Origin of the sequence: Puia dinghuensis, from assembly GCF_014642875.1 — a bacterium.
GTDB lineage: Bacteria > Bacteroidota > Bacteroidia > Chitinophagales > Chitinophagaceae > Puia > Puia dinghuensis.
On record NZ_BMJC01000006.1, the window covers coordinates 327,431 to 349,544 of the forward strand.

Genomic DNA, 22,114 nt, shown 5'->3' on the forward strand with positions numbered 1-22,114 from the left:
ATGGGAAAAATGTCTTTTTGTACCTTTGTGGGTCATGAAGAACTTCGATATTCCGATCATTTACCGTAGTCCGTTGATCTCCGCCATCAAGAACCAGCGCAGGCAGCAGGATAAAATGAAGAAGGATTTTGCCCCTACCCTGCTCAACCTGGGCGAATTACATATCTATCTGGCAAGACATTTCGGATTCTGCTACGGGGTGGAAAATGCCATCGAGATCTCTTTCCGCACGATAGACGACAATCCCGGAAGACGGATCTTTCTGCTCAGCGAAATGATCCACAATCCCCAGGTGAATGCCGATCTGCAGTCCAGGGGGGTGCGTTTCCTGCAGGATACCCAAGGCCGGCAGTTGTTGCCTTTCGAGGAACTGACAGCGGAAGATATTGTCATCATTCCAGCCTTCGGCACTACCCTGGAGATAGAACAGAAATTACAGGACATCGGCATCCAAACGGAAAAATACAATACCACCTGTCCCTTTGTCGAAAAGGTCTGGAACCGAAGCGCGCAGATCGCGCGGAAGGACTATACTATCATCGTTCATGGCAAACCGGGTCATGAAGAGACGAGGGCCACCTTCTCTCATGCCGCGGCAGAGACGCCTACGGTCGTTGTAAAGGACATGGCCGAGGCCCGCGAACTGGCGGAATATATCCGGGGACACAAGGACCCGGCCGGTTTCTACACCCGGTTCAACGGCCAGTATAGTACGGGCTTTGACGTGCAGCGCGATCTCGTACGCATCGGCGTCGTCAACCAGACCACGATGCTGGCAAGCGACACCCAGGCCATTGCGGATTATCTGAAACAAACGATGATAGAGTTATATGGACTGACAGAGGCGACGGTGGAAAAGCACTTCGCGGACACCCGGGACACGCTCTGCTACGCCACGCTGGACAATCAGTCCGCCGTAACGGGCTTGCTCGATATCCCCGCCGACCTGGCCATCGTCGTGGGAGGCTATAACTCCTCCAACACCTCGCACCTGGTGGAGCTGTGCGAGGAAAAAATGCCTACCTATTTCATTTCTTCAGAAGAAAAGATCCTTTCGCCGCAGGAGATCCTGCATTATGATTTTCATACCAAACGGGAGAAACAGCAAACGGGGTGGCTGTCCGAGCGGCGACCCGTACGGATACTGATCAGCAGTGGAGCCTCCTGTCCGGACGCGCTGGTAGAAGCCGTGATCCGGAAGATCGCCGGTTACTATGATGCTGGGGAAGCCGTTGAGTCACTGGTGGAAAGCTTTGGCGGCTAAACCATCTTGAACGATTCGAGGAATTTGGTGTTGAAGTCACCGCTGCGGAAACGTTCATCCTTCATCAGTTGAAGATGGAAGGGAATGGTCGTCTTTATCCCCTCGATGACATATTCGCTAAGCGCGCGATGCATGGTGTTGATCGCTTCCTCCCGGGTGCGGGCGACGGCAATGATCTTGGCGATCATGGAGTCGTAGTACGGCGGGATGGTATAACCGGCGTAAGCGTGGGAGTCGACGCGAATCCCATGGCCGCCCGGCTGATGCAGGACGGTGATTCGTCCCGGTGAGGGTCTGAAATCATTATAGGGGTCTTCTGCGTTGATACGGCACTCAATAGCATGCCCCTGGGGCTCGTAGTTAAGTCCGCTGATGGTGTCGCCGGCGGCTATCTTTATCTGTTCTTTTATAAGATCGAAATTGACTACTTCTTCCGTCACGCAATGTTCCACCTGGATACGGGTATTCATCTCCATGAAGTAGAAATTGCGGTGCTTGTCCACGAGGAATTCTATCGTCCCTACGCTTTCGTAATTGATAGCAGAGGCCGCTTTGATGGCTGCCTCACCCATGCGCTGACGCAGTTCGGGCGTCATAAAGGGGGAAGGGGATTCTTCCACCAGTTTCTGGTGGCGGCGTTGGATGGAGCAATCCCTCTCGCTGAGGTGGCAGACTTTTCCATATTGATCGCCTGCTACCTGGATCTCGATGTGCCTGGGCTCTTCGACAAACTTCTCCATGTAGATGCCGTCGTTCTTAAAGGCGGCGCCCGCTTCGGCCTTGGCCGTGTTATAAGCCCTTTCCATGTCAGCCTCTTCCCACACTACCCGCATGCCTTTTCCACCACCGCCGGCAGTGGCTTTGAGGATAATGGGATACCCCACGTCTTTCGCCATGCTCTTAGCTTCGTCGAGGCTTTCCAGGAGTCCTTCGCCACCGGGTACTACCGGAACTCCTGCCTTGATCATGGTCTCCTTAGCCGTGATCTTGTCACCCATGGAGTTGATCATGGCAGGTGTGGGGCCGATGAATTTTATTTCATGTTCACCGCAGATCTCGGCGAACCGTGCGTTTTCCGCGAGGAACCCGTAACCGGGGTGGATGGCATCCGCATTGGTGATCTCCGCGGCGGCCATGATATGTGGGATATTCAGATACGAGTCGAAACTGGCGGGCTTTCCTATACATACCGCTTCATCCGCAAACTTGACATGCAGGCTTTCCTTATCCGCCGTGGAGTAGACCGCTACAGTCTTAATACCCATCTCGCGACAGGTACGAATGACCCTGAGGGCGATCTCTCCTCGGTTGGCAATAAGTATCTTTTTAAACATTCTTGTTATTTAAGGATAATCAAGGTTCTACCAGGAACAGGGGCTGGTCGTACTCAACCGGGGAAGCGTCTTCCACCAGCACTTTTACAATTTTACCCTGCACCTCGCTCTCAATCTCATTAAAGAGCTTCATGGCTTCGATGATGCAGACCACTTTGCCGGGTGCGATCTCGTCGCCTACATTGACAAAAGAAGGCTTATCCGGTGAGGGGCTCCGGTAGAAGGTGCCGATCATGGGGCTTTTTATGGTGACGGTGTTGCCGGCCGGAGCTTCGGGCGCCTTGGCAGGTTTTTCCGCCGCCGGAGCGGGCTGGGGCTGGGCAGCAACAACGGGGGGCGCAGCCATGGTAGCTATCGGTTGCGTGTGTACGGGTGCCGCTATCACCTGTTGAACAGGTTCTTCTTTTTGTCTGATGGTCAATTTAAATCCTTTCTCTTCAATGCTTACTTCTCCGATATTAGACTTGTTGATCATCTTGATCAACTCCTGAATCTGTTTAAAATCCATATTGGATGAATTTACAGTTAAATTGGGCGGCTAAAATAGGGATTATAGCTAAATATACCCAAAAACACCGGTGAAAATAAATAAATTACACTCCCGGTCGCCGACCGAAGTTGCAAATTCCCTCCAAACATTTACTTCACTCTTTCGACGTATTCGCCGGTCTTTGTGTTGATGCGGATCAGCTCCCCTTCATTGACAAACAGGGGCACGTGGACGGTAGCACCCGTCTCTACTGTCGCAGGCTTAAGAGTACGGGTAGCCGTATCTCCTTTTACCCCCGGCTCGGAATAGGTGACGGTAACGACGATCTTGTCAGGCAATTCCACGCTCATCGGCTGTTCGGACTCGGTATTGATCAGCACAGAGACTTCCTGGCCTTCCTTCAGGAATTGAGGGGCATCGATCAGGTGTTCTTGCAAGGCTATCTGTTCAAAGGTTTCGTTGTCCATGAAATTGTAGCCAGTGTCATCCTTATAGAGGTATTGGTAGGCTTTTCTTTCAACGCGAACGGGAAAGATGGTGTCACCGCTGTTCCAGGTCTTTTCGATGGAGCGGCTGTTGTCTACTCCTTTCAGCTTAGCCCAGACTTTTGCCGCTGCCCGGGCGGTCTTGTTCTCTCCGAACTCTACAACGGTATACAAACTGCCATCTAATTTGATGATCATACCACGACTGATATCTGCCGTATTTGCCATAAAAGCGGTAAAATTTTTGCGTTAGGGTGCAAATTTACGTCAAAATCCCTATGTGACAAACTTCGGCTACTTTTCGATGAGATCGATTATCTCCTTCAATTCTTTTGCACCGAGCTTCTTTTCCTCGACGAAGAAACTGACGAGCTGCTTATAGGAATCGGCGAAATATTCCTTTACAAAGCCGCTCATAAATTTCTTTTTGTATTCGTCTTCCGAGATCTGCGGTTTGTATAAATAGGCATTGCCGATGAGCCGGCTTGCCAAAAAACCTTTCTTTTCCAGGTTCTTAATAGTCGAAGCAAGAGTCGTATAAGGCATGGTTGCCGATGGCAGATGCTCGAGAAAGAGTTTGATATTGCCCTCCCCCACCTTCCAAATGGCTTGCATGGCTTCTTCTTCCTGGCGGCTAAGTTTCTCCATACTATTACGATGTTTTCGTAAACCTACGAAATTTTCGTAATAAACAAATAAAATTTTCGCTTTTCCGTTTGACCTTCTGAGTGTTACTTTTGCAGCGGATTTCCCTTGTAAACTATTTTATAAAAGATGAAAAAAGCATTTTTGGCCCTGATGGCCATCGCCTGTTGTCATTTTCTGCATGCGCAGCCGACCCGACCAAACCAGCCGGCCACCGACCCTGCCAATACCCAGGCGCCCTATCTCAAATTTCCAACGATCCCACCCTTTCATCTCTTAAAACTGGACAGCGCCACCTACCTCACCAAGGATGATATCAAAAAGAACCGCAAGACGATAATCATGTATTTCAGCCCGGATTGCGAGCACTGCAAGCATGAGATCGAATCCTTCCTTTCCAACTTCAACAAGTTTAAAGATATCGAGATCGTGATGGCTACTTATCAGCCTTTTTCGGAGATGAAGGAATTCAACGAGCACTATCGCATTTTCGAACATCCGAATATTAAAATAGGCCGGGATGAGAAATTCTTCCTACCGCCTTATTATAATATCCACAATCTACCTTACCTGGCCCTGTATGACAAAAAGGGCAACCTGATCACCACTTTCGAGGGGACGCAAAAAGTAGATACCCTGATGAATGCCTTTAAGGAAAAGAAGAAGTAGTAGTAGTCATTAATTTTATCACTCAAATATTTTACAGATGAAAGTTACGGTTGTAGGCGCCGGCGCCGTAGGCGCTACCTGTGCCGATAATATCGCCCGTGCAGCATTGGCAGAAGAATTGGTGCTGCTGGACATCAAGGAAGGATTAGCAGAAGGAAAGGCCCAGGATATGATGCAGACGGCCGCGCTGCTGGGTTTCGACACCCGCATCACCGGAAGCACCAATGATTATTCCAAAACAGCAGGAAGCGACGTGGTGGTGGTGACCTCCGGCCTTCCCCGCAAACCGGGTATGACGCGCGAGGAACTCATCGGCACCAACGCCGGTATCGTAAGGGGCGTAGCGGAAAACATCCTGAAATATTCGCCCAATGCCATCCTGATCATCATCAGCAACCCGATGGATACCATGACCTATCTCACGCTGACCGCTACCGGCCTGCCCAAGAACCGCATCATCGGGATGGGTGGCACGCTGGACAGCGCGCGCTTCAGATATCAACTTTCCCAACACCTGGGTTGCAGCCCGGCCGACCTTAACGCGGTAGTAGTCGGCGGCCATGGCGATACCACGATGATCCCGCTGATCCGTTTGGCTACGTGGAACAGCGTGCCTGTAACGAAGTTTTTGAGCGCCGATCAGCAAAAGCAGATCGTAGCCGATACCATGGTCGGTGGCGCTACCCTGACCAAACTCATCGGAACCTCGGCCTGGTATGCTCCGGGTGCAGCCGGCGCAGCCCTGGTGGAAGCTATCCTGCGCGACGAGAAGAAGCTGTTTACCTGCTGTGTTTCGCTCAATGGGGAATATGGTCAGAAGGATATCTGTCTTGGCGTGCCGGTGGTTATTGGCAGAAACGGCTGGGAGAAGATATTGGACTTCGGCCTCAACGCCGAAGAGCAGGCGCTCTTCAACAAGAGCGCCGACGCCGTGCGCAGCATGAATGACGTATTGAAGACGTTGTAGTCTTTAATGATATAGTTTCATCGGGCCGCCCCTTCGGGGTGGCCTTTTTATAAGGAGACGTACGTGAGCACCATCAGGACACTCATCGCAATGATCAGCGTGACCCAATAGATGAATCCGATCGCAAGCCCTTTGCCCAGCGAAACCCAGAAGGATTGCCCGTACATGCCGCGCAGCGAAGCCACGAGGTAGCCGAAGGCCCCCAGCATTGAAATGACTCCCAGAAGGAGGCCGGACCATTCTCCCGGGATGAGCCTGCCGAGGAGAAGAAAGACCAGCAGCATAAGGAAGACAAAGGAATGGTAGTGCACGGAGAATATGGCGTGATTGACGTAATAGTACTTTTTTCGGCTATAGAACCACCCCACGTATAATGCGAACAGTGGCAGGAGAATGAACATCAGTTTGGGGATATCGTGATGGATGTCTATCTCAAGGTGGATTTTCCCGTTGCCATTATGCGCTTCTTTCACCCCGAGATTGTGTCGCATCATCCAGCGCTCGATGCCCTTGTCTTTTGCCTTTGCGGTATCGGGGAGGTTTTGCTGAATAGAGTCGTATTCGTGGATATTACGGTATTTGTATTCCTCCAGATCGAAGATCACCATCCCGAAGGAGCGCATTGTTATATTCAGCGTTTCCTCTCCGGGTTTCACCTTTTGCGGCGGGTCATCGTGCGGCTTGTCGGTTCCTTCCCTCCCGGCGAACACGGCGAGAAAGAACATCGCAGAGATGAAGATATACATGCGGATGGGGTTCAGGTAGCTGGCCCGCCGGCCGGCGACATATTCCCGGGTGAGGAAACCGGGCCGGAGGATGAGGTCCTTCACTGTAATGAACAGCTTGCTGTCGAAATGGGTGATGTCGGCAAAAAAGTGACCTACGAGGTGACCTACCGTTTCTGTGGGTTCGATATTCTCCTGGCCACAGCGGGTGCAGAATCGCTCTTCTACAGTCGCCCCGCAATTGAGGCAAGTCTTGTCATGCCGAAGATGATGACGGCGAGGCATTCTCTTACTGGGGGTTTTTTCCTAAAAATATTGAAAAATCCGGTCAACCGCCTGCTTCTCCATACATTTAAAATGTCCCTTCGGACATTTGTTATACCCGATCTTCGAACAGGGGCGGCAGGAGAGGCCTTTTACCTCCATAATAACATCGGGTTTGTCGCCCAGCAACCCGCCCCTGAAATGATATAAATAATTTTCACCATAGTAAGGATACATCCCGAATTCCGGAACGGTATTTCCCCAGATGGAGACAATAGGGCGTTTGAATGCCGCCGCGATGTGCATCAGCCCGGTGTCATGGGTGACGATGAGCCTGGCCTGGCGCACCAGCGCCGCCGACTCATTGATGTTGAAAAGCCCGCAAGCGTTGTAGATCTTCACCGGATCGATGGCGGAAAGCTGTTTGGCGATGTCGGCGTCTTCGGGTCCGCCAAGCAGGATAATGGGATGGCGGGTCTCTTTACAGATGGTTTGCAGCTTGTGCAAGGGAAGGCGCTTTGTCGCCAGGGCCGCGCCAATGACCAGGCCGATATACCCGGCCTGATGCGAAGTAGGGATGTCTTCCGGTTTTAGTTCATCCCCGGGCGGGATGAAGTAATCGAGTCCGGCGCCATCGTTCTTTATACCAAAGGTCTTCACCGTATCGAGATAGCGATCGACGATGTGCACCGGCGGGAGCCTGTTTATCTTGAAGTTAGTATAGAGCCATTTTTGTATGTTCAGCTTGTCGAAGGAGAAGGATTGCTTTTTTAGTCCTTTTTTTACTTTGATGGTGCGGAGATTGTGGTGCAGATCGATGATATAATCATAATCTTCTTGCCGCAGCGTCGTGATGAGCCCGTCGAGATCGTTCCCGAGACAATGGATCTTATCAATATAAGGGTTAGCCGCCAGGATGGGCCGGAAGGCGGCCTTGGTGAGATAATGCACTTCGGCCGTGACAACCTGCTTCTTCAGACAACGGACCACCGGTGTCGTAAGCACGATGTCACCGATGGAACTGAAACGAATGATCAAAAACTTCATCTATAGTGGCTCAATATAATTCAAATCTTTTCCAAAGGTTTCGGGGGTAATCGCCAGGCAAATGGAGGATATGGCAAAAACGATGATCCCGGTGATCCACCCTGCGTTGAAATACCCCTGGCTGGGCAGTAAGGCCTTGAACAGCGGAGACACGATGACAGCGAGTGAGCCGCGCGCCATATTCGGAACGGTAGTGGCGACAGTGGCGCGGATATTGGTCCCGAACTGTTCGGCGGCCATCGTCACGAACATGGCCCAGAAGCCCGTACCCAGGCCCAGGAATACACATACCCAGTATACGGCTGTGGGTGATTGCCCCTGCATATTGAAAAAGGCGATGACGGAAACGATCGTGATCGCATTGAAGAGCCAGAGGGATTTTTTACGGCTTTTAAACCACTGGCTGATAAAGCCGATGGCGACGTCCCCGATGGAGATGGCGGCGTAGGAGACCATGATGCCATAGCCGGGGTCCACCGGTCCGGTGACCTTCATAATAGAACCGAACTTATTCGAAAAGGTGATCAGGATGCCGATGACATACCAGTTGGGCAGGGCGATGAGGATAGCGGTGATGTATTTCTTAAACCGCTGGCCATTGGTAAAAAGCGCCAGGAAGTTGCCTTTGCTGACCTTGGTGTCATGCATGCTTTTGTACATCCCGGATTCGAGCACGCCGATGCGGAGTAACAAGAGGAGGAAACCCAGGCCGCCACCGATGAAATAGCATGTTCTCCAGCCATCCCCACCCACGCCGAACTGCGCCTTGATAAAATACGCAAATACGGCCCCGCTGAGGCCGATGCCGGCAACAAGGGAGGTGGCAATGCCCCGGCGTTCTTTTGGCATTATTTCGCTGACAAGCGTGATACCGGCGCCCAGTTCGCCCGCCAAGCCGAGACCAGTGATAAAACGCGCCGCCTCGTACTGGCCGAGGGTATGAACGAAACCATTGGCGATGCTGCCCAGGGAATACAGGATGATCGAAGCAAACAGCACTTTGAGCCGGCCTCTTTTATCGCCGAGGATACCCCAGATGATGCCGCCGATGAGCAGGCCCAGCATCTGGATATTGAGGATGTCCCCGCCTTTACTGTCGATGTCAGCGGCGCTGAGGCCGAGACCTTTGAGCGAAGGGATGCGGATAATACTGAACAACAAAAGATCATATACGTCGACAAAATAACCCAGCGCGCCGACTATTACCGCCAGGTTGAAAAGAGAAGGGGCTTTTTTCTCCATGAGGATTTAAGATTTTTGATAGGGATCTTCGGCAGGAGCAGTATTCTTCCGGCCGAAAAAGAGTTTATATAGGACAGGAGCGGTAGTGATGACGACGATGCCGATGACGATCACTTCCAGATGTTTTTTAAGATCGAACCCGAATTTCGTCATGAAGAGCTTGTCCAGGTAGTGCCCGGCAAAGAGCATGGCGAATACCCACGCGAGGCTGCCAACGACATTGTAGAGAACAAATTTCTTTTTGTCCATTGCCACGATGCCGGCAATGATGGGCGCGAAGGTTCTGACAATGGGCAGGAAGCGGGCGAAGACGATGGCTTCTCCCCCATGTTTGTCATAGAACTCCTTAGCCTGGAAGAGGTATTTTTTCTTGAAGAGCAGGCTGTCCTTCCGGTGGAAAAGGAAGGGGCCGCTTTTATTACCAAACCAATATCCCAGGGCGTTGCCGATGATGCCGCATATGGAGACCAGCAGCCAGAGGACGATGAGATCGAGAAATTCACTGCCGGTGCCGCCGGAGATGATGCTGCCGATGAGTTTTTCGCTATAGATACCTGCTACGAACAACAGGCTGTCGCCGGGCAGGAAGAAGCCGAACATCAGCCCGGTTTCTGCAAATACAATAAACAAGAGTACCCATAAGCCGCCGTTGTTGATGTAGAAGTCGGGATTTATCAGGTCTTTTAAGTGAATGGTTAAAAGCTGGAGCATAAGTTTATTTTATATTGACGGCGGTTTCTTCGAGTTCTCCTTCCCATTTGCTCACGATCGCGGCGGCAATGCTGTTGCCCAATACATTGGTAGCGCTGCGAGCCATGTCCAGGACCTGATCGATGCCCAGCAAAAGTAACAAACCCTGTTGAGGAATATTATATAAAGAAAGGGTTCCTGCTATTACGACCAGGGCTGCCCGCGGTACGCCGGCGATGCCCTTGCTGGTCAGCATCAGCACCAGCAACATGGATAATTCCTGTCCCAGGGTCAGCGGCACTCCATAGGCCTGGGCAATAAACAGGGAGGCGAAGGTCATATAAAGCATGCTGCCATCAAGGTTAAAGGAGTAACCCAGGGGCAGGACAAAACTTACGATCCTGGGAGAGCAGCCGAAATTCTCCAGCTCGACGATCAGCCGGGGGAAAGCCGCTTCCGAGGAGGCCGTACTAAAGGCCAGAAGGATCATGTCCTTGACGTTGAGGGCCAGATCGATGACCCGGCGACCGATAAAAAACGATGCGACAAGCAGCAGGATCAACCACAAGCCAAGGATGGTGAGGTAAAAGCTAAAGATGAATTTACCATACGTCACCAGTAGTTCGGGACCTTTTATCGCCATGATGGAGGCGATAGCCGCCATGGCCGCTACCGGGGCAAAATACATGACATAACCCGTGACACGCAGGATGATATTCGTGACGGCATCCAGCGCCTTGATGACGATCTTTCCCTGTTCGCCGATAGAAGCGGTGGCGATGCCGAAAAATACGGAGAAGACGACGATCTGCAGAATCTCGTTGCCCGCCAGGGCTTCAAAGATGCTGCGGGGGAAGATATGGGTGATGAATCCTTTAAAAGTGAGTGTACTGGCGTCGATACCTGTAGAGGCAGTCGAAGGGGGTATGGGAAGATTGAGCTCGCTGCCCAGGGACAGGCTGTTCATGATGATCAGGCCCAGCAGCAGAGATAGTAAGGAGGCGCACATAAACCACAGAAGGGTTTTGCCGCCAATGCGGCCTACGGCTTTGATATCTCCCAATTTCGCAATACCGACAACCAGAGAAGAAAAGACCAGGGGAGCGATGATCATCTTTATCATCCGGAGGAAGACGTCGGTGACGATGCCGAAGACGGTAGTAAAGCCGTCTATCGCGGCCGCCGAACTATTATAATGTATCGAAAGCCCCAGCAACACTCCTGCTACCATGGCGATCATGATCCATCCCGTAAGACTGATTTTTGGCATTCGAATCCTGTCCTTTGTCCTGCAAACAATCGAAAATTATTGATTTGACAAAACTTTAATGCTAAAAATCGCCCGCGGGCCCGTTGGCTGCAGCGAATTTTCGTTAAAGAATTGGGTTCGAGTATTAAATATTTGTTTACTTTCGGCCCTAGTCATCACATGTCATCTTATTTGAAAATTATTATCAAAACAAGCTATTTATGAGTTTATTCCGAAAGAAATCCCTGGATGCCCTCGTAGCGCAGGCAGCGGACTCGGAGCATGGTCTGAAGCGGACGCTCGGTGCCGGGAGCCTCATCGCCCTGGGTATCGGCGCCATTATCGGCGCCGGGCTGTTCGTACGGACAGCCGCTGCGGCCGGTGAGCATGCCGGTCCGGCTGTAACAATCTCCTTTATGGTAGCCGCCCTTGGTTGTGCCTTTGCCGGACTTTGCTACGCGGAGTTCGCTTCGATGATCCCCATCGCAGGCAGCGCCTACACCTATGCTTATACTACCATGGGCGAACTGGTAGCCTGGGTCATTGGCTGGGCCCTCGTATTGGAATATGCGTTGGGCGCCGCCACGGTTTCCATCTCCTGGAGCGAATACCTCAATAAGCTCGTGGGGGGGAGCATTCCCTTCGAATGGTGCCATTCGCCTTTTGAGCGGGTGCTGGACACCGCCGGGGTGATGCATCACGGGATCATCAATATTCCCGCGCTGATCATTCTGCTGGCACTTTCGCTGCTCCTGATAAGGGGTACGGCGGAATCCGCGACGGTGAATACCATCATTGTCATTATAAAAGTAACCATCGTACTCGTATTCATCGCCATCGGCTGGAGCTTCGTCAACCCCGGCAATCACCATCCCTATGTGATCCCCGCGGATGCGCCTCCTGCCCAGATGCGGGACGGAACGCTTTATTCCTATACCAGCTTTTTCAGGCATGGCTGGGGCGGCATACTCTCGGGTGCGGGCATCGTATTCTTTGCCTTTATCGGTTTTGACGCCGTGTCCACCGCCGCACAGGAGGCCAAGAACCCTACCAAAGATATGCCAGTCGGCATCCTGGGTTCCCTGGTGATCTGTACCATCCTATATGTATTGTTCTCCTGGGTACTCACCGGCGTTGCGCCCTATACGGACTTTGTCAAGGCGGGTAAAGAGGCCTCTGTCGCCTATGCCATCGAGACCTATATGCATGGTTATCACTGGTTGTCGATTCTGGTAACGATCGCCATCCTAGCCGGCTTCTCTTCCGTGATCCTCGTGATGTTGCTTGGTCAAAGCCGGGTATTTTATACGATGGCTACCGATGGATTGCTGCCCAAGGTATTTTGCGCGCTCCACCCCAAATTCCGCACTCCGTATAAGTCGAATATGCTGCTGTTTGTCTTTGTAGGCCTGTTCGCCGGCTTTGTACCGGAGAGCGTAGCCGGCAATCTGACCAGCATCGGCACTCTGTTTGCCTTCATCCTCGTCAGCATCGGAGTAGTGATCCTGCGCGGGAGTGATCCGAACCGTCCCCGTCCGTTCAAGACCCCACTCGTGCCGGTGGTGCCCATCCTGGGAGCGCTCGTCTGTGCTGCCATGATCGTCGGGCTGGATTCCGCCACCCAGATAACGGCATTGATATGGATGGTAATAGGATTGATCATCTATTTTGGGTACAGTAAAAACAACAGCAGACTAAAAGCGTAGTTTTTTGCGACACGGCAAAAAGCGTAAATTTGCCCCCGCAATAAAAAAGAAGTAGTTTTTATGGGTCGCATATTTGAAGTAAGAAAGCACACGATGTTTGCCCGGTGGGACCGGATGGCCAAACAGTTTACCCGCATCGGAAAGGAAATCGCCATTGCCGTGAAGGCCGGAGGCCCCGACCCTGCCACCAACCCGGCATTGCGTCGTTGTTTTCAGAATGCGAAGAGCGTCAACATGCCCAAGGACAGGGTGGAGGCCGCCATTAAGCGGGCTCAGGGCAAGGAAATGGAGAACTACGACGAAATTCTCTATGAAGGCTATGGGCCGCATGGTGTAGCCATCCTGGTGGAGACGGCGACGGATAACCATGTCCGCACGGTGGCCAATGTCAAATCGCATTTCAACAAGCTGGGCGGTACGCTGGGCAACAGCGGCAGCGTAAGCTTCCAGTTCAAGAAAATGGGGGTCTTCAAGTTAAAACCGGAAGGCCTGAACATGGATGATCTCGAGTTGGAACTGATCGACCATGGGCTGGAAGAAATGGGCGAAGGGACGGGTGAACATGACGAGCCGGTGATCGTCCTGCGGGCGGCATTCCCTGACTTTGGCAGTATGCAGAAGGCGTTGGAAGAAAAAGGTATCACGCCTATCAGTTCGGAGATCGAGTGGATACCCACCAGTACAGTCGAGCTGCCGGAAGAGCAGGCGCAGGAAGTATTGAAGCTGGTAGACAAGCTGGAGCAGGACGAAGATGTACAGAAAGTCTTCTACAACTTAAAATAGTCGAAGGGCCGTCGCCAATGTATTTTGCGCGGCCCTCTTTATTTATTCGCTGATCATTTCGCGGATGGCATCCATAATATCTTCCGCATTGGGTTTGCTGAAATAATCGCCGTCGCTGGAATAAGCTGGCCGGTGGGCCTGGCCAGTGATCGTACGCGGCGCGGTGTCCAACCATTTATAGCCGCCCTGCTGCTCCATCACCTTATTAAAGATAAATCCTGCCGCCCCGCCGGGGACATCTTCATCCACGATGAGGATGCGGCTCGTCTTTTTCAACGATTCGAGGATGCTGTGATGAACATCGAACGGCAATAAGGTCTGTACATCGATCACCTCGCAACTGATGCCAAAGGCTTCCAAAGACTGGGCTGCTTCCTGGACGATGCGCAGGGTGGCGCCATAGGAAACGACGGTGATATCTTCTCCTTCCCTCAGGATCTCGGGTTCACCCAGCGGCACCCGAAAATCGAGGAGATTGGCCGGCAGTTTTTCTTTTAGTCTATAGCCATTGAGACATTCGATCATAATGGCCGGGTCTACCCCTTCCAGCAGGGTATTGTACATCCCGGCAGCCTGTACCATATTCCGGGGCACGCAGATATGCAATCCGCGCAGGGAGTGCAGGATCATGCCCATAGGCGAACCGCTGTGCCAGATACCTTCGAGCCGGTGGCCGCGGGTACGGATGATAAGGGGAGCAGTTTGCCTGCCTGCGGTGCGGTATTGCAGCGAGGCCAGATCGTCGCTCAGCGGCTGGAGGCCATATAACAAATAGTCGATGTATTGTATTTCGGCAATGGGCCGCAGTCCACGGAAGGCCATGCCGATGCCCTGGCCCATGATGGTCAATTCGCGGATACCGGTGTCGAAGATGCGATCGGCTCCGTGTTTGGCTTGCAAACCCGCAAAACCCTGGTTGACATCCCCAATTTTTCCGAGATCCTCGCCAAAGGCCAATACTTTGGGATTACGGGTGAACAGCTGGTCGAAATACCGGTTAAGAATTTCGTATCCGTTGAGCACGGGCGCGTTGCCGGCGTAGACGGCTTTTACTTCCGGCACCTGGAGCACCTTGCGGGCGCCTTCATGATAAAGATGGGTATTATATAAGGCGGCGTTCTCTTTTTTTAATTCTTCATAGTAAGCCCTGGACTTGCGGGCGGAGGCGGTTGAACCGGCCAGCCCGATGGCTTCATGCAGGGTCTGCAGGACTTCCTTGCGACCGGGCTCGCGATTGGCGGCCAGGGCAGCGGCCAGCTTGAGCAATTCTTCGGCGTGGTCAGGCGCTTCGTGGGCTACTTCGCGGATGAGTTCAACGCTGCGAGTCACCTGTACCCGGATGGGGGCCTGGTATTTATCCCAGGCGAGGTTGCGGCTGTTGCGAACCGATTCCTTCGCCTCTGTTTCTATCTCACCGAGCTCTTCCTCGCTGGCAAGGGCATTGTCGATGATCCATTCCTTCATCTTCTTTATCGCATCCCATTCCCGTTCCCACTCGAGGCGTTCGGGCGATTTATACCGTTCATGACTGCCCGAGGTGGAATGCCCCTGCGGTTGTGTCACTTCTTCGACATGGAAGAGGGCCGGGGTATGGGTCTTTCTGACGGCGCGGAGCCCTGTTTCGAACACCTCGCACATGCCGGCATAATCCCAGGCTTTCACTTTATAGATATCGATGCCATTGGTGCCGTCCTCTTTCTGAAACCCTTTCACCAGTTCGGAGATCGACCCCTTGGTCGTCTGGAGTTGCCGGGGCACCGAGATACCATAGCCGTCATCCCATACGAAGATGGCCAGGGGAACCTGTAGCACACCTGCGGCATTAAGCGTTTCCCAGAAATGACCTTCGCTGGTGGAAGCGTCGCCGATGGTGCAAAAGCAGACCTCGTTGCCGTTGTTGGACAATCCGGTGAATGGTTTCAGCACATTTACCTCGCGGAAAGCCTTCGAGGCGCAAGCCAGGCCAAGCGCCTTTGGCAACTGGGCGGCGGTCGGCGCGAGTCCGGCCGTCAGGTTCTTCCGGTTGACCAGGTCGAGCGGTGACCCGTCGGAATCGACAAAAGCGGTGGCAAAATGGGAATTCATCTGCCTCCCGGCGCTATGGGGGTCATGGCTGGGATCGGGGTCGGCATACAACTGTGAAAAGAATTCTTCGATGGTGGCGGCTCCCGTAGCAAAGGCAAAGGTCTGATCCCGGTAGTAGCCGGCATAAAAGTCTCCTGGTTTGAAAAACTTCGCCATCGCCACCTGGGGTACTTCTTTGCCATCGCCAAAGATGCCGAATTTGGCTTTCCCGGTGAGCACCTCCTTACGGCCCAGGAGACTAGCCTCCCGGCTTTCACAGGCAGACCGGTAGTCTTTTAACACTTCTTCCCTGAATCTGTCAAAGGACAGCTTTTCGGGGTCAAGGACGTCTATGGGAGCTAAATTTTCCATTGGAATGAATATTTGAGACGCAGTCGGTGGTCGTACAAAAATACCTGTATCTTATTGATTGTTAAAAAAATAAAATAGCCGGTAATTTATTGGCAAAGCTGACGTTAAGTAAGTAATTTTATGACTCTATTAACGAGGCCAAACTATGAAAAAAATAGCAATTGTGATCAGCCTTTTTGCCACATCTCTTGCCGTACGTGCGCAGGCGGTGAATATTGGCGGAACTGCCCTACCCCGCCCGGCAGATATGCTGCAGGTGAAGGATAACAGTCACAACTTCGGCAAGATCCCCCAGGGCAGGCCGGCCACCACCACCTTCGAGATCGTAAACACCGGGTCAACACCCTTGAAGCTGGATAATGTCCAGGCTTCCTGCGGCTGCACCACCCCAGTGTGGAGCCGCGAGCCTATCGAAGCGGGCGGTACGGCCAAGATCGTGGTCGGTTACAATGCCTATGCAAAAGGGCCTTTTACAAAGACTGTAACCATTGTATACAACACCAGCATGACCAAGACCCTCACTATCAGTGGGGAGGTGTATGAGGCACCGGCCAGTTCGGCGCCGGAAAACGCATCAGTACAATTATTAAAACAAATAAATTGATCGCAATGAAGAAATTAATCCTATTTGCCAGCGCCATAGCGTTATCCGTCGGTGTTTTTGCACAGGAGGCCCAAGTAAAGAAAGCTGAAGATGTAGTGAAGTTTAAGGAGCTTTCCTATGACTTTGGCAAGATCAAGCAGGGTACTCCCGTAAGCCATGACTTCGCCTTCACCAATGTCAGCAGTTCCCCGGTGATCATCGAGTCCGCCATTGCTTCCTGCGGCTGTACGACACCCGTAAAACCCGAGGGCGCGATTCAGAAGGGCAAGGATGACAAGATCACGGCCGGTTTCAACGCCGCCAATGCAGGTCCATTCAATAAGTCCATTACCATCAAGGTTGCCGGTATCGACCTGCCCCTTCAGATTCACATTACAGGCGAGGTGCTTACCGCGGACGCATATGCCAAGTACGAGGCAGCCAAGAATAAAACAGGACGATAAACGATAACTTCTCAACGAAAAGGCCGTCCATGCGACGGCCTTTTTTTGTTTATTTTTACGCCATGTTAACCATCAGTCAACCACTAGCCATTAGTCAGCGCGGACAGCAAATGCCGGCATCGCCGATCAGGAAGCTCGTTCCTTTTGCCGAGGCCGCCAAAAAGAAAGGTATAAAGGTATATCATTTGAATATCGGTCAGCCCGACATCGAAACGCCCAAAATGGCCCTGGATGCCGTCCGGCATTTTGATTTCAAGGTGCTCGAATACAGCCACAGCGCAGGCAACGAGAGCTACCGGCGAAAGCTGGCCGCCTACTACAAGCGGGTCGGTATCGATGTGGATTACCAGCAGATTATCGTCACCACCGGCGGGTCGGAAGCCATCCTGTTCGGTTTCATGAGCTGCCTGGACGCCGGCGACGAGGTGATCATCCCCGAACCCTTTTACGCCAATTATAATGGATTTGCCGTTGCAGCCAACGTGGTGGTAAAACCGCTCACTTCCTATATCGAGAACGGGTTCGCCCTGCCACCGGTGGAGGAGTTTGAAAAAATGATCACACCCCGGACAAAAGGCATCGTCATCTGCAACCCTAATAACCCGACGGGTTATCTCTATAGCCGGGAAGAGATGGAGACCCTGAAGGAGATCGCCATCCGCCATGGCCTTTATATCTTTTCCGACGAGGCCTACCGGGATTTCTGCTATAGCGGAGTGCATATCAGTGCGATGAATCTGCGAGGGGCCGAAGATAATGTGCTGATGATGGACACCATCTCCAAGCGATATAGCGCCTGTGGTGGCCGCATCGGTGCACTGGTCACGCGCAACCAGGCGGTGCTCGACACGGTGATGAAATTTGCCCAGGCCCGGCTGAGTCCGCCATCCTTTGCCCAAATCCTGGGCGAAGCCGCGACCGATCTGCCTGCGGATTACTTCAATGCCACGAAGGCCGAATACCTCAAGCGGCGGGATGTGCTGGTCGGCCGGCTCAACCGTATCCCGGGAGTCTACTGTCCTAATCCCGGTGGGGCTTTCTATGCGATGGCTAGTTTGCCGGTGGATGACTCCGATGTTTTCTGCCAGTGGTTACTCGAGAGCTTCTCGTACAACAACCAGACGGTGATGCTGGCCCCGGCTGGTGGGTTTTATGGGACGAAGGGGTTGGGGAAAAAAGAGGTGCGGCTTGCTTATGTGCTGAATACGGAAGATCTGGGCAGGGCGATGGACTGTTTGGAGCGGGCTTTGCAGGAATATCCGGGCAGAACAAATTAAAATTAATTACTATTTATTTGCCAATTCATTGAAATCCTCAAATTTTACGATATAAAGGACAAAAATAGCCTTAAAAGACCTCAATTTTCATATTAAAAATTATTCTATATTTACTTTTACCGGATTAACGTCAAAAATTACAAAAATAATTGTGGGATTATTTCCTTTTTCCAGGATAATCTCCGATATTGCACTCAGAAACGAGCGATAGAAAGGAAATTAGATAAACCGATTTAGCATTTTAACGTTTTGATATTATTGAGTTCTTTTTTAGATGATCCGACTCTTTTAAATTTGTGCCTGCAACGAGAGATGAAGGGGAAGAGAGAAAAGATACGTTGCAGTCTTACAACATCGATCTTTTGAAGATTTTTCATATGGCAAGCAATCGTTAGACGGCCTTCTGTTTCTACAGAGGGCCTTTTTATTTCCCTTCCTTTTTGTGCGATTTTCCGCTGATTTTTCTCTATTTTTGCGTCCCTTTACGGAACGGTCCATCGGCTGCGCTGTAAGTAACCGGCGAGATAGCTCAGTTGGTTAGAGCACAGGATTCATAACCCTGAGGTCTCGGGTTCAAATCCCGATCTCGCTACAGAGCCTCAAGTAATTAAAAATTAATTACTTGAGGCTTTTTTAATTGCATATTGCAGCTGACTATCGGTGTTACTGAGGATATCACTGATAGTAATGTAACAGGGAAAATCAGGCAGAATACCTAAATCTCCATTCTTCAGCTTTTTTACAGCCAAGGTATATTTAACTAAAGGTATTCTACAAGAGATCTGTGAAGCAGGCAATATAACATTTTCATCATCGCCGGACGTATTCCCATAATATCCGCCCCCGTTCTCTTCACCAATGAAAATGCCCCTGTTATTCGTTTTCACTATCGATGAGAACTCCGAACTGGCAGAAAAACTGCGGCCATCAGCAAGGATAAATAGCCTGCCATCGAAGCTGTTTGGTTTTGGTTGTTGAAGTTGCAAGTTTTGGTGGCTGTCGCCAGGCAGCTTTCCCTTCGTCTTTTCAAGCGAGTCATAATACCTGAAAGGCTTTTGCGAGAGATACGCATACAGTAAGGCGCCATTTTCATCATTCCCGCCCTGGTTACGACGGATATCTATGATGAGCTTACGGGTCTTTTTTAACCGGATATCATTAAAAGCCGAATCCAGAAACGAACTGAAATTTTCTCCGGTCTGCTGCAAAAAGCCGTTGAAAAATGTTTTGATCGTCAGCAAAGCGATATCACCCGGCCGATAGCTCAGTTGAAGATACCTGGTTGGCCGCTTGAAGAGAGCCGGCGGAGGGCACATCATATCCGACAGCAATCTGGCTTCCAGCTTTGCCCGGGCAATTTTACCATCTATGGTTTTGTAGCTTACCTCATAGTTCCTTTGCTTCCCAAAAACAAGATTGAACAGGATATTAAAATACTCCGGCAGTTCCCAATTCTTCCGGGATTGAATGCCGGCATCCGATGGAATATAATCAAACAAGCGATGAATGATCTGGCTCATCGGTCGGCCGTTGATCTCCATGATCTCCGAGCCTGCCAGCGAATCGTTTTGTTTGCAACAATAAATGTATCCATGGTTATTGATGAACATGACGATGGCAGGGAACACACTAACATGGCTTATGTATTCTTTCGTCGCATCCTGCGGCAGACGGCAGTTGCTATGACCATCCTCCAGGGATGCGATCGCAAAACTTGTCAATGCATAAAAGCCTGGAACGGTCATGCTATCCGTGATGCTGGCATAACAGCTGTCCCATATCCCGTCCAGCTCTTTCTTTGTTTTATATCGATACATGCCGGGATGGATCTTTTGCAAGGTATCCTCAAGTAGCAATAGATCTTGCTTTAGTTGAGCAGGTGCCAATTTTGCGGACTGAGCGCTGGACAGGCCAGGACTCAAGAGCAAGATAAGGATAATTGTCGCGGCAGGCCGCAGCCGCCGTTCGAACAAAGCATAGGTCATAGCGTGGATAGGTTAAACAGTTAGTAGCCATCATTGTTTGTCGGGAGGCAACCTGCCCTGGCCCGAGGTGCTGACGGCATATTGCTTCATACAATCCCGCATCACAGGCGCCTCATCAGGGTTGGTAGTATAGATTCTTTCGGCAACAAGAACACTGGCATTGTATTCAAATACCACTTTGCTGCAGGGGAAGATCTCGCCGGATCCAAGTTCGACCGTAGCATTAAAAGGCCGGTCCTGCTCATCCAGGTATATTACACTACGCACGCGGTTGAGACTATCATATTCATAGCGGATCGTATGATAGTTGCGAACATAATATGTTTGTTTTACCTGGGAGATAGGCCGGCCGGCGTCAAAATAGCTCCGGCTTTGTAATTGAGCAGCGCTATTGTATCGTAGTACCTCCCGGGAATATCCAAGATCACCAAGCACATGTTCACCCAGGCTGTCCAGCAGATCGATGGCACGCAACTGGCCTGTTTCATCATATTGGTATGCCTTTTGGTGATGACCGTTTTCGTTCACCGTTTTCTCATGATCGTTATTCCAATACGATTCCGACATCAGGCTGCCGCTGGCATAGTATTGATACCTGATCATGTTTACGTGGTTATAGTGCCTGTTGAACAACCGGCCGGCGGTGTCTAAAAAGGCCTTGCTCATCCTATTCCCGTCTTTATCATAGGTGTACCGGTAAGCGTGTACAAGGGAAAGATCGGTAGTCGCCTTCCCTTCTTTGTCCCAAAAAGAACGTTCCAGCAGCAGATCATCATCGGAATAACTTGACCTCTCCAGGTGAATTCCCCGCTCGTCATTGACGGGTTCACGTTTGTCGCCGTAATAGGCTTCTTCCATCACATTGCCCCGGTCGTCCCGCTTATAGGTGACGACTGCAAATCTGCCATCTATATTTTTAAAAGTCGTAAGATGCCCCTGATCATCGAACATCTCTTCCTGCACGCGCCATCCATCTTTATAGGAAGTCTTATAGGTAGCCGCCCCATAACTGCCTTTCAGCGGCGTCCCATCCAGCGCCTTGTTCTCTGTTTGTATATTATTGCCCCATTGATCATAAGTATACTGAATCTTATAAACACCATATTTATTGGCCATGGGGGCATCTTCCTTATTCAAATAGGAGCGCGTAATTATATTACCCCGATCATCATGCTCCAACACCACTTGATGATAGCCAACGTTCTTTGCCAGGACAGGTTTCCCGGCTGCATTGAAATAAGAGAAGCTCCTGGTAAAGCCTCGCAGGACGCCAGTGTCGTATTTCGACAACACCTCCCTTGCGTATCCATCCCGATTATTGCACAAATCACCTTTTTCGTCTACATAGGCATATTCGCTGAGCAACCCGTCCTTAAACACATATCTTCTTCCAAAGCACGGCGCATAAGGATTTCGGCCCGTCTGGACAGCCGTCTCCAAGACGGTATTCTTATCCACCGGCACAAAATGGCTGGTGGAGACCACTTTTCCCCATTGATCGGTTTTTGCTATCATTTCCAGGCGGTGGTCCATATATACCACTAAATACCTGGACGTGCAAGTACCCGCCTGATTCAACTCTTCAACCAGGGTGGTATTGGCATCCGGATGGAGCAATCTGCAATGCTGCCTCTTCTCCGGATGGGGTAAATAGATTAAGCCTACGACATGATCAGCGCCATACGACCAGGTCTTGAAGGTCGAATCCGGCGAAGAAGGGTGGCCGGGCATACTGAAGGCTGATAAGTTGCTAATGAGAAAAGCAACAAATACAAGTTTTTGCATAATGTCAAGTCAGGAGTTTATCGT

General features: G+C 51.2%; 20 protein-coding genes and 1 tRNA gene. 9 read left to right on the plus strand and 12 right to left on the minus strand.

The features are described from left to right. The first annotated feature begins 34 nt into the window (after positions 1-34). Positions 35-1,264 carry a 4-hydroxy-3-methylbut-2-enyl diphosphate reductase gene (locus tag IEY39_RS26580; protein ID WP_188937374.1) on the plus strand — a complete coding sequence of 410 codons (1,230 nt, stop codon included), beginning with the start codon at positions 35-37 and terminating at the stop codon, positions 1,262-1,264. Here the strand turns inward: IEY39_RS26580 and accC are convergent. From accC to IEY39_RS26600, 4 genes are all read right to left on the minus strand, one after another. Beyond that, positions 1,261-2,598, minus strand: a complete 1,338-nt coding sequence (gene accC, locus IEY39_RS26585; RefSeq protein WP_188937375.1) for an acetyl-CoA carboxylase biotin carboxylase subunit — start codon at positions 2,596-2,598, stop codon at positions 1,261-1,263. The two genes, IEY39_RS26580 and accC, sit on opposite strands and share 4 nt — an antisense overlap. A 19-nt stretch (positions 2,599-2,617) precedes the next feature. After that, entirely contained in the window at positions 2,618-3,106 is a 489-nt protein-coding gene (gene accB, locus IEY39_RS26590) for an acetyl-CoA carboxylase biotin carboxyl carrier protein (protein ID WP_188937377.1), read from the minus strand. 131 nt (positions 3,107-3,237) lie between these two features. Further along, positions 3,238-3,801, minus strand: coding sequence for an elongation factor P (gene efp / locus IEY39_RS26595; protein ID WP_188937379.1), 564 nt, complete (start codon positions 3,799-3,801; stop codon positions 3,238-3,240). A 66-nt stretch (positions 3,802-3,867) separates the two neighbouring features. Next, positions 3,868-4,221, minus strand: a complete 354-nt coding sequence (locus IEY39_RS26600; RefSeq protein ID WP_188937381.1) for a BlaI/MecI/CopY family transcriptional regulator — start codon at positions 4,219-4,221, stop codon at positions 3,868-3,870. 126 nt (positions 4,222-4,347) lie between these two features. On the opposite strand from IEY39_RS26600, the gene IEY39_RS26605 reads away from it, so the two are divergent. Beyond that, on the plus strand, positions 4,348-4,887 hold the full coding sequence (locus IEY39_RS26605; RefSeq protein WP_188937382.1) for a TlpA family protein disulfide reductase: 540 nt from the start codon (positions 4,348-4,350) through the stop codon (positions 4,885-4,887). A 37-nt stretch (positions 4,888-4,924) separates the two neighbouring features. Then, positions 4,925-5,854: a malate dehydrogenase gene (gene mdh, locus IEY39_RS26610; RefSeq protein ID WP_188937383.1), complete on the plus strand. Its 930-nt coding sequence runs from the start codon at positions 4,925-4,927 to the stop codon at positions 5,852-5,854. 47 nt (positions 5,855-5,901) lie between these two features. On the opposite strand, the gene IEY39_RS26615 is transcribed toward mdh, so the two are convergent. Genes IEY39_RS26615 through IEY39_RS26635 form a run of 5 tightly spaced genes read right to left on the minus strand, consistent with a single transcriptional unit; the run spans position 5,902 to position 11,092 of the window. Further along, positions 5,902-6,864 carry a DUF3667 domain-containing protein gene (locus IEY39_RS26615; RefSeq protein ID WP_188937384.1) on the minus strand — a complete coding sequence of 321 codons (963 nt, stop codon included), beginning with the start codon at positions 6,862-6,864 and terminating at the stop codon, positions 5,902-5,904. A 21-nt stretch (positions 6,865-6,885) separates the two neighbouring features. Then, entirely contained in the window at positions 6,886-7,890 is a 1,005-nt protein-coding gene (locus tag IEY39_RS26620) for a glycosyltransferase family 9 protein (RefSeq protein ID WP_188937386.1), read from the minus strand. Further along, the gene (locus IEY39_RS26625; protein WP_188937387.1) at positions 7,891-9,132 is read right to left on the minus strand and encodes an MFS transporter; all 1,242 of its coding nucleotides are present in this window, start codon (positions 9,130-9,132) and stop codon (positions 7,891-7,893) included. A gap of 6 nt (positions 9,133-9,138) precedes the next feature. Beyond that, entirely contained in the window at positions 9,139-9,843 is a 705-nt protein-coding gene (locus IEY39_RS26630) for a DedA family protein (protein WP_188937388.1), read from the minus strand. A 4-nt stretch (positions 9,844-9,847) separates the two neighbouring features. Next, complete coding sequence (locus IEY39_RS26635; protein ID WP_188937389.1) at positions 9,848-11,092, minus strand: dicarboxylate/amino acid:cation symporter; 1,245 nt, start codon at positions 11,090-11,092, stop codon at positions 9,848-9,850. A gap of 200 nt (positions 11,093-11,292) precedes the next feature. Between IEY39_RS26635 and IEY39_RS26640 the strand changes: the two genes are divergently transcribed. Together IEY39_RS26640 and IEY39_RS26645 are read left to right on the plus strand one after the other, a co-directional pair. Continuing rightward, complete coding sequence (locus tag IEY39_RS26640) at positions 11,293-12,777, plus strand: amino acid permease (RefSeq protein WP_188937390.1); 1,485 nt, start codon at positions 11,293-11,295, stop codon at positions 12,775-12,777. 60 nt (positions 12,778-12,837) lie between these two features. Further along, positions 12,838-13,560: a YebC/PmpR family DNA-binding transcriptional regulator gene (locus tag IEY39_RS26645; protein ID WP_188937391.1), complete on the plus strand. Its 723-nt coding sequence runs from the start codon at positions 12,838-12,840 to the stop codon at positions 13,558-13,560. Positions 13,561-13,602: 42 nt separating this feature from the next. Here IEY39_RS26645 and IEY39_RS26650 read toward each other — a convergent pair whose 3' ends face one another. Then, complete coding sequence (locus IEY39_RS26650; RefSeq protein ID WP_188937392.1) at positions 13,603-15,996, minus strand: alpha-ketoacid dehydrogenase subunit alpha/beta; 2,394 nt, start codon at positions 15,994-15,996, stop codon at positions 13,603-13,605. Between the two features lie 145 nt (positions 15,997-16,141). Between IEY39_RS26650 and IEY39_RS26655 the strand changes: the two genes are divergently transcribed. The 4 genes from IEY39_RS26655 to IEY39_RS26670 all read left to right on the plus strand — a co-directional run bounded on the left by IEY39_RS26655 (position 16,142) and on the right by IEY39_RS26670 (position 18,912). After that, on the plus strand, positions 16,142-16,600 hold the full coding sequence (locus IEY39_RS26655; RefSeq protein ID WP_188937393.1) for a DUF1573 domain-containing protein: 459 nt from the start codon (positions 16,142-16,144) through the stop codon (positions 16,598-16,600). A gap of 5 nt (positions 16,601-16,605) precedes the next feature. Next, on the plus strand, positions 16,606-17,043 hold the full coding sequence (locus tag IEY39_RS26660) for a DUF1573 domain-containing protein (RefSeq protein ID WP_188937394.1): 438 nt from the start codon (positions 16,606-16,608) through the stop codon (positions 17,041-17,043). 62 nt (positions 17,044-17,105) lie between these two features. Next, positions 17,106-18,320: a pyridoxal phosphate-dependent aminotransferase gene (locus IEY39_RS26665; RefSeq protein WP_188937396.1), complete on the plus strand. Its 1,215-nt coding sequence runs from the start codon at positions 17,106-17,108 to the stop codon at positions 18,318-18,320. Between the two features lie 518 nt (positions 18,321-18,838). Next, a tRNA-Met gene (locus tag IEY39_RS26670) sits at positions 18,839-18,912 on the plus strand. Between the two features lie 22 nt (positions 18,913-18,934). Here the strand turns inward: IEY39_RS26670 and IEY39_RS26675 are convergent. Both IEY39_RS26675 and IEY39_RS26680 read right to left on the minus strand, forming a co-directional pair. Then, the gene (locus IEY39_RS26675) at positions 18,935-20,305 is read right to left on the minus strand and encodes a S41 family peptidase (protein ID WP_188937398.1); all 1,371 of its coding nucleotides are present in this window, start codon (positions 20,303-20,305) and stop codon (positions 18,935-18,937) included. A gap of 30 nt (positions 20,306-20,335) precedes the next feature. Continuing rightward, positions 20,336-22,090 (minus strand): RHS repeat domain-containing protein, encoded by a 1,755-nt coding sequence (locus IEY39_RS26680; RefSeq protein WP_188937399.1) that lies wholly within the window; start codon positions 22,088-22,090, stop codon positions 20,336-20,338. Positions 22,091-22,114 lie beyond the last annotated feature (24 nt).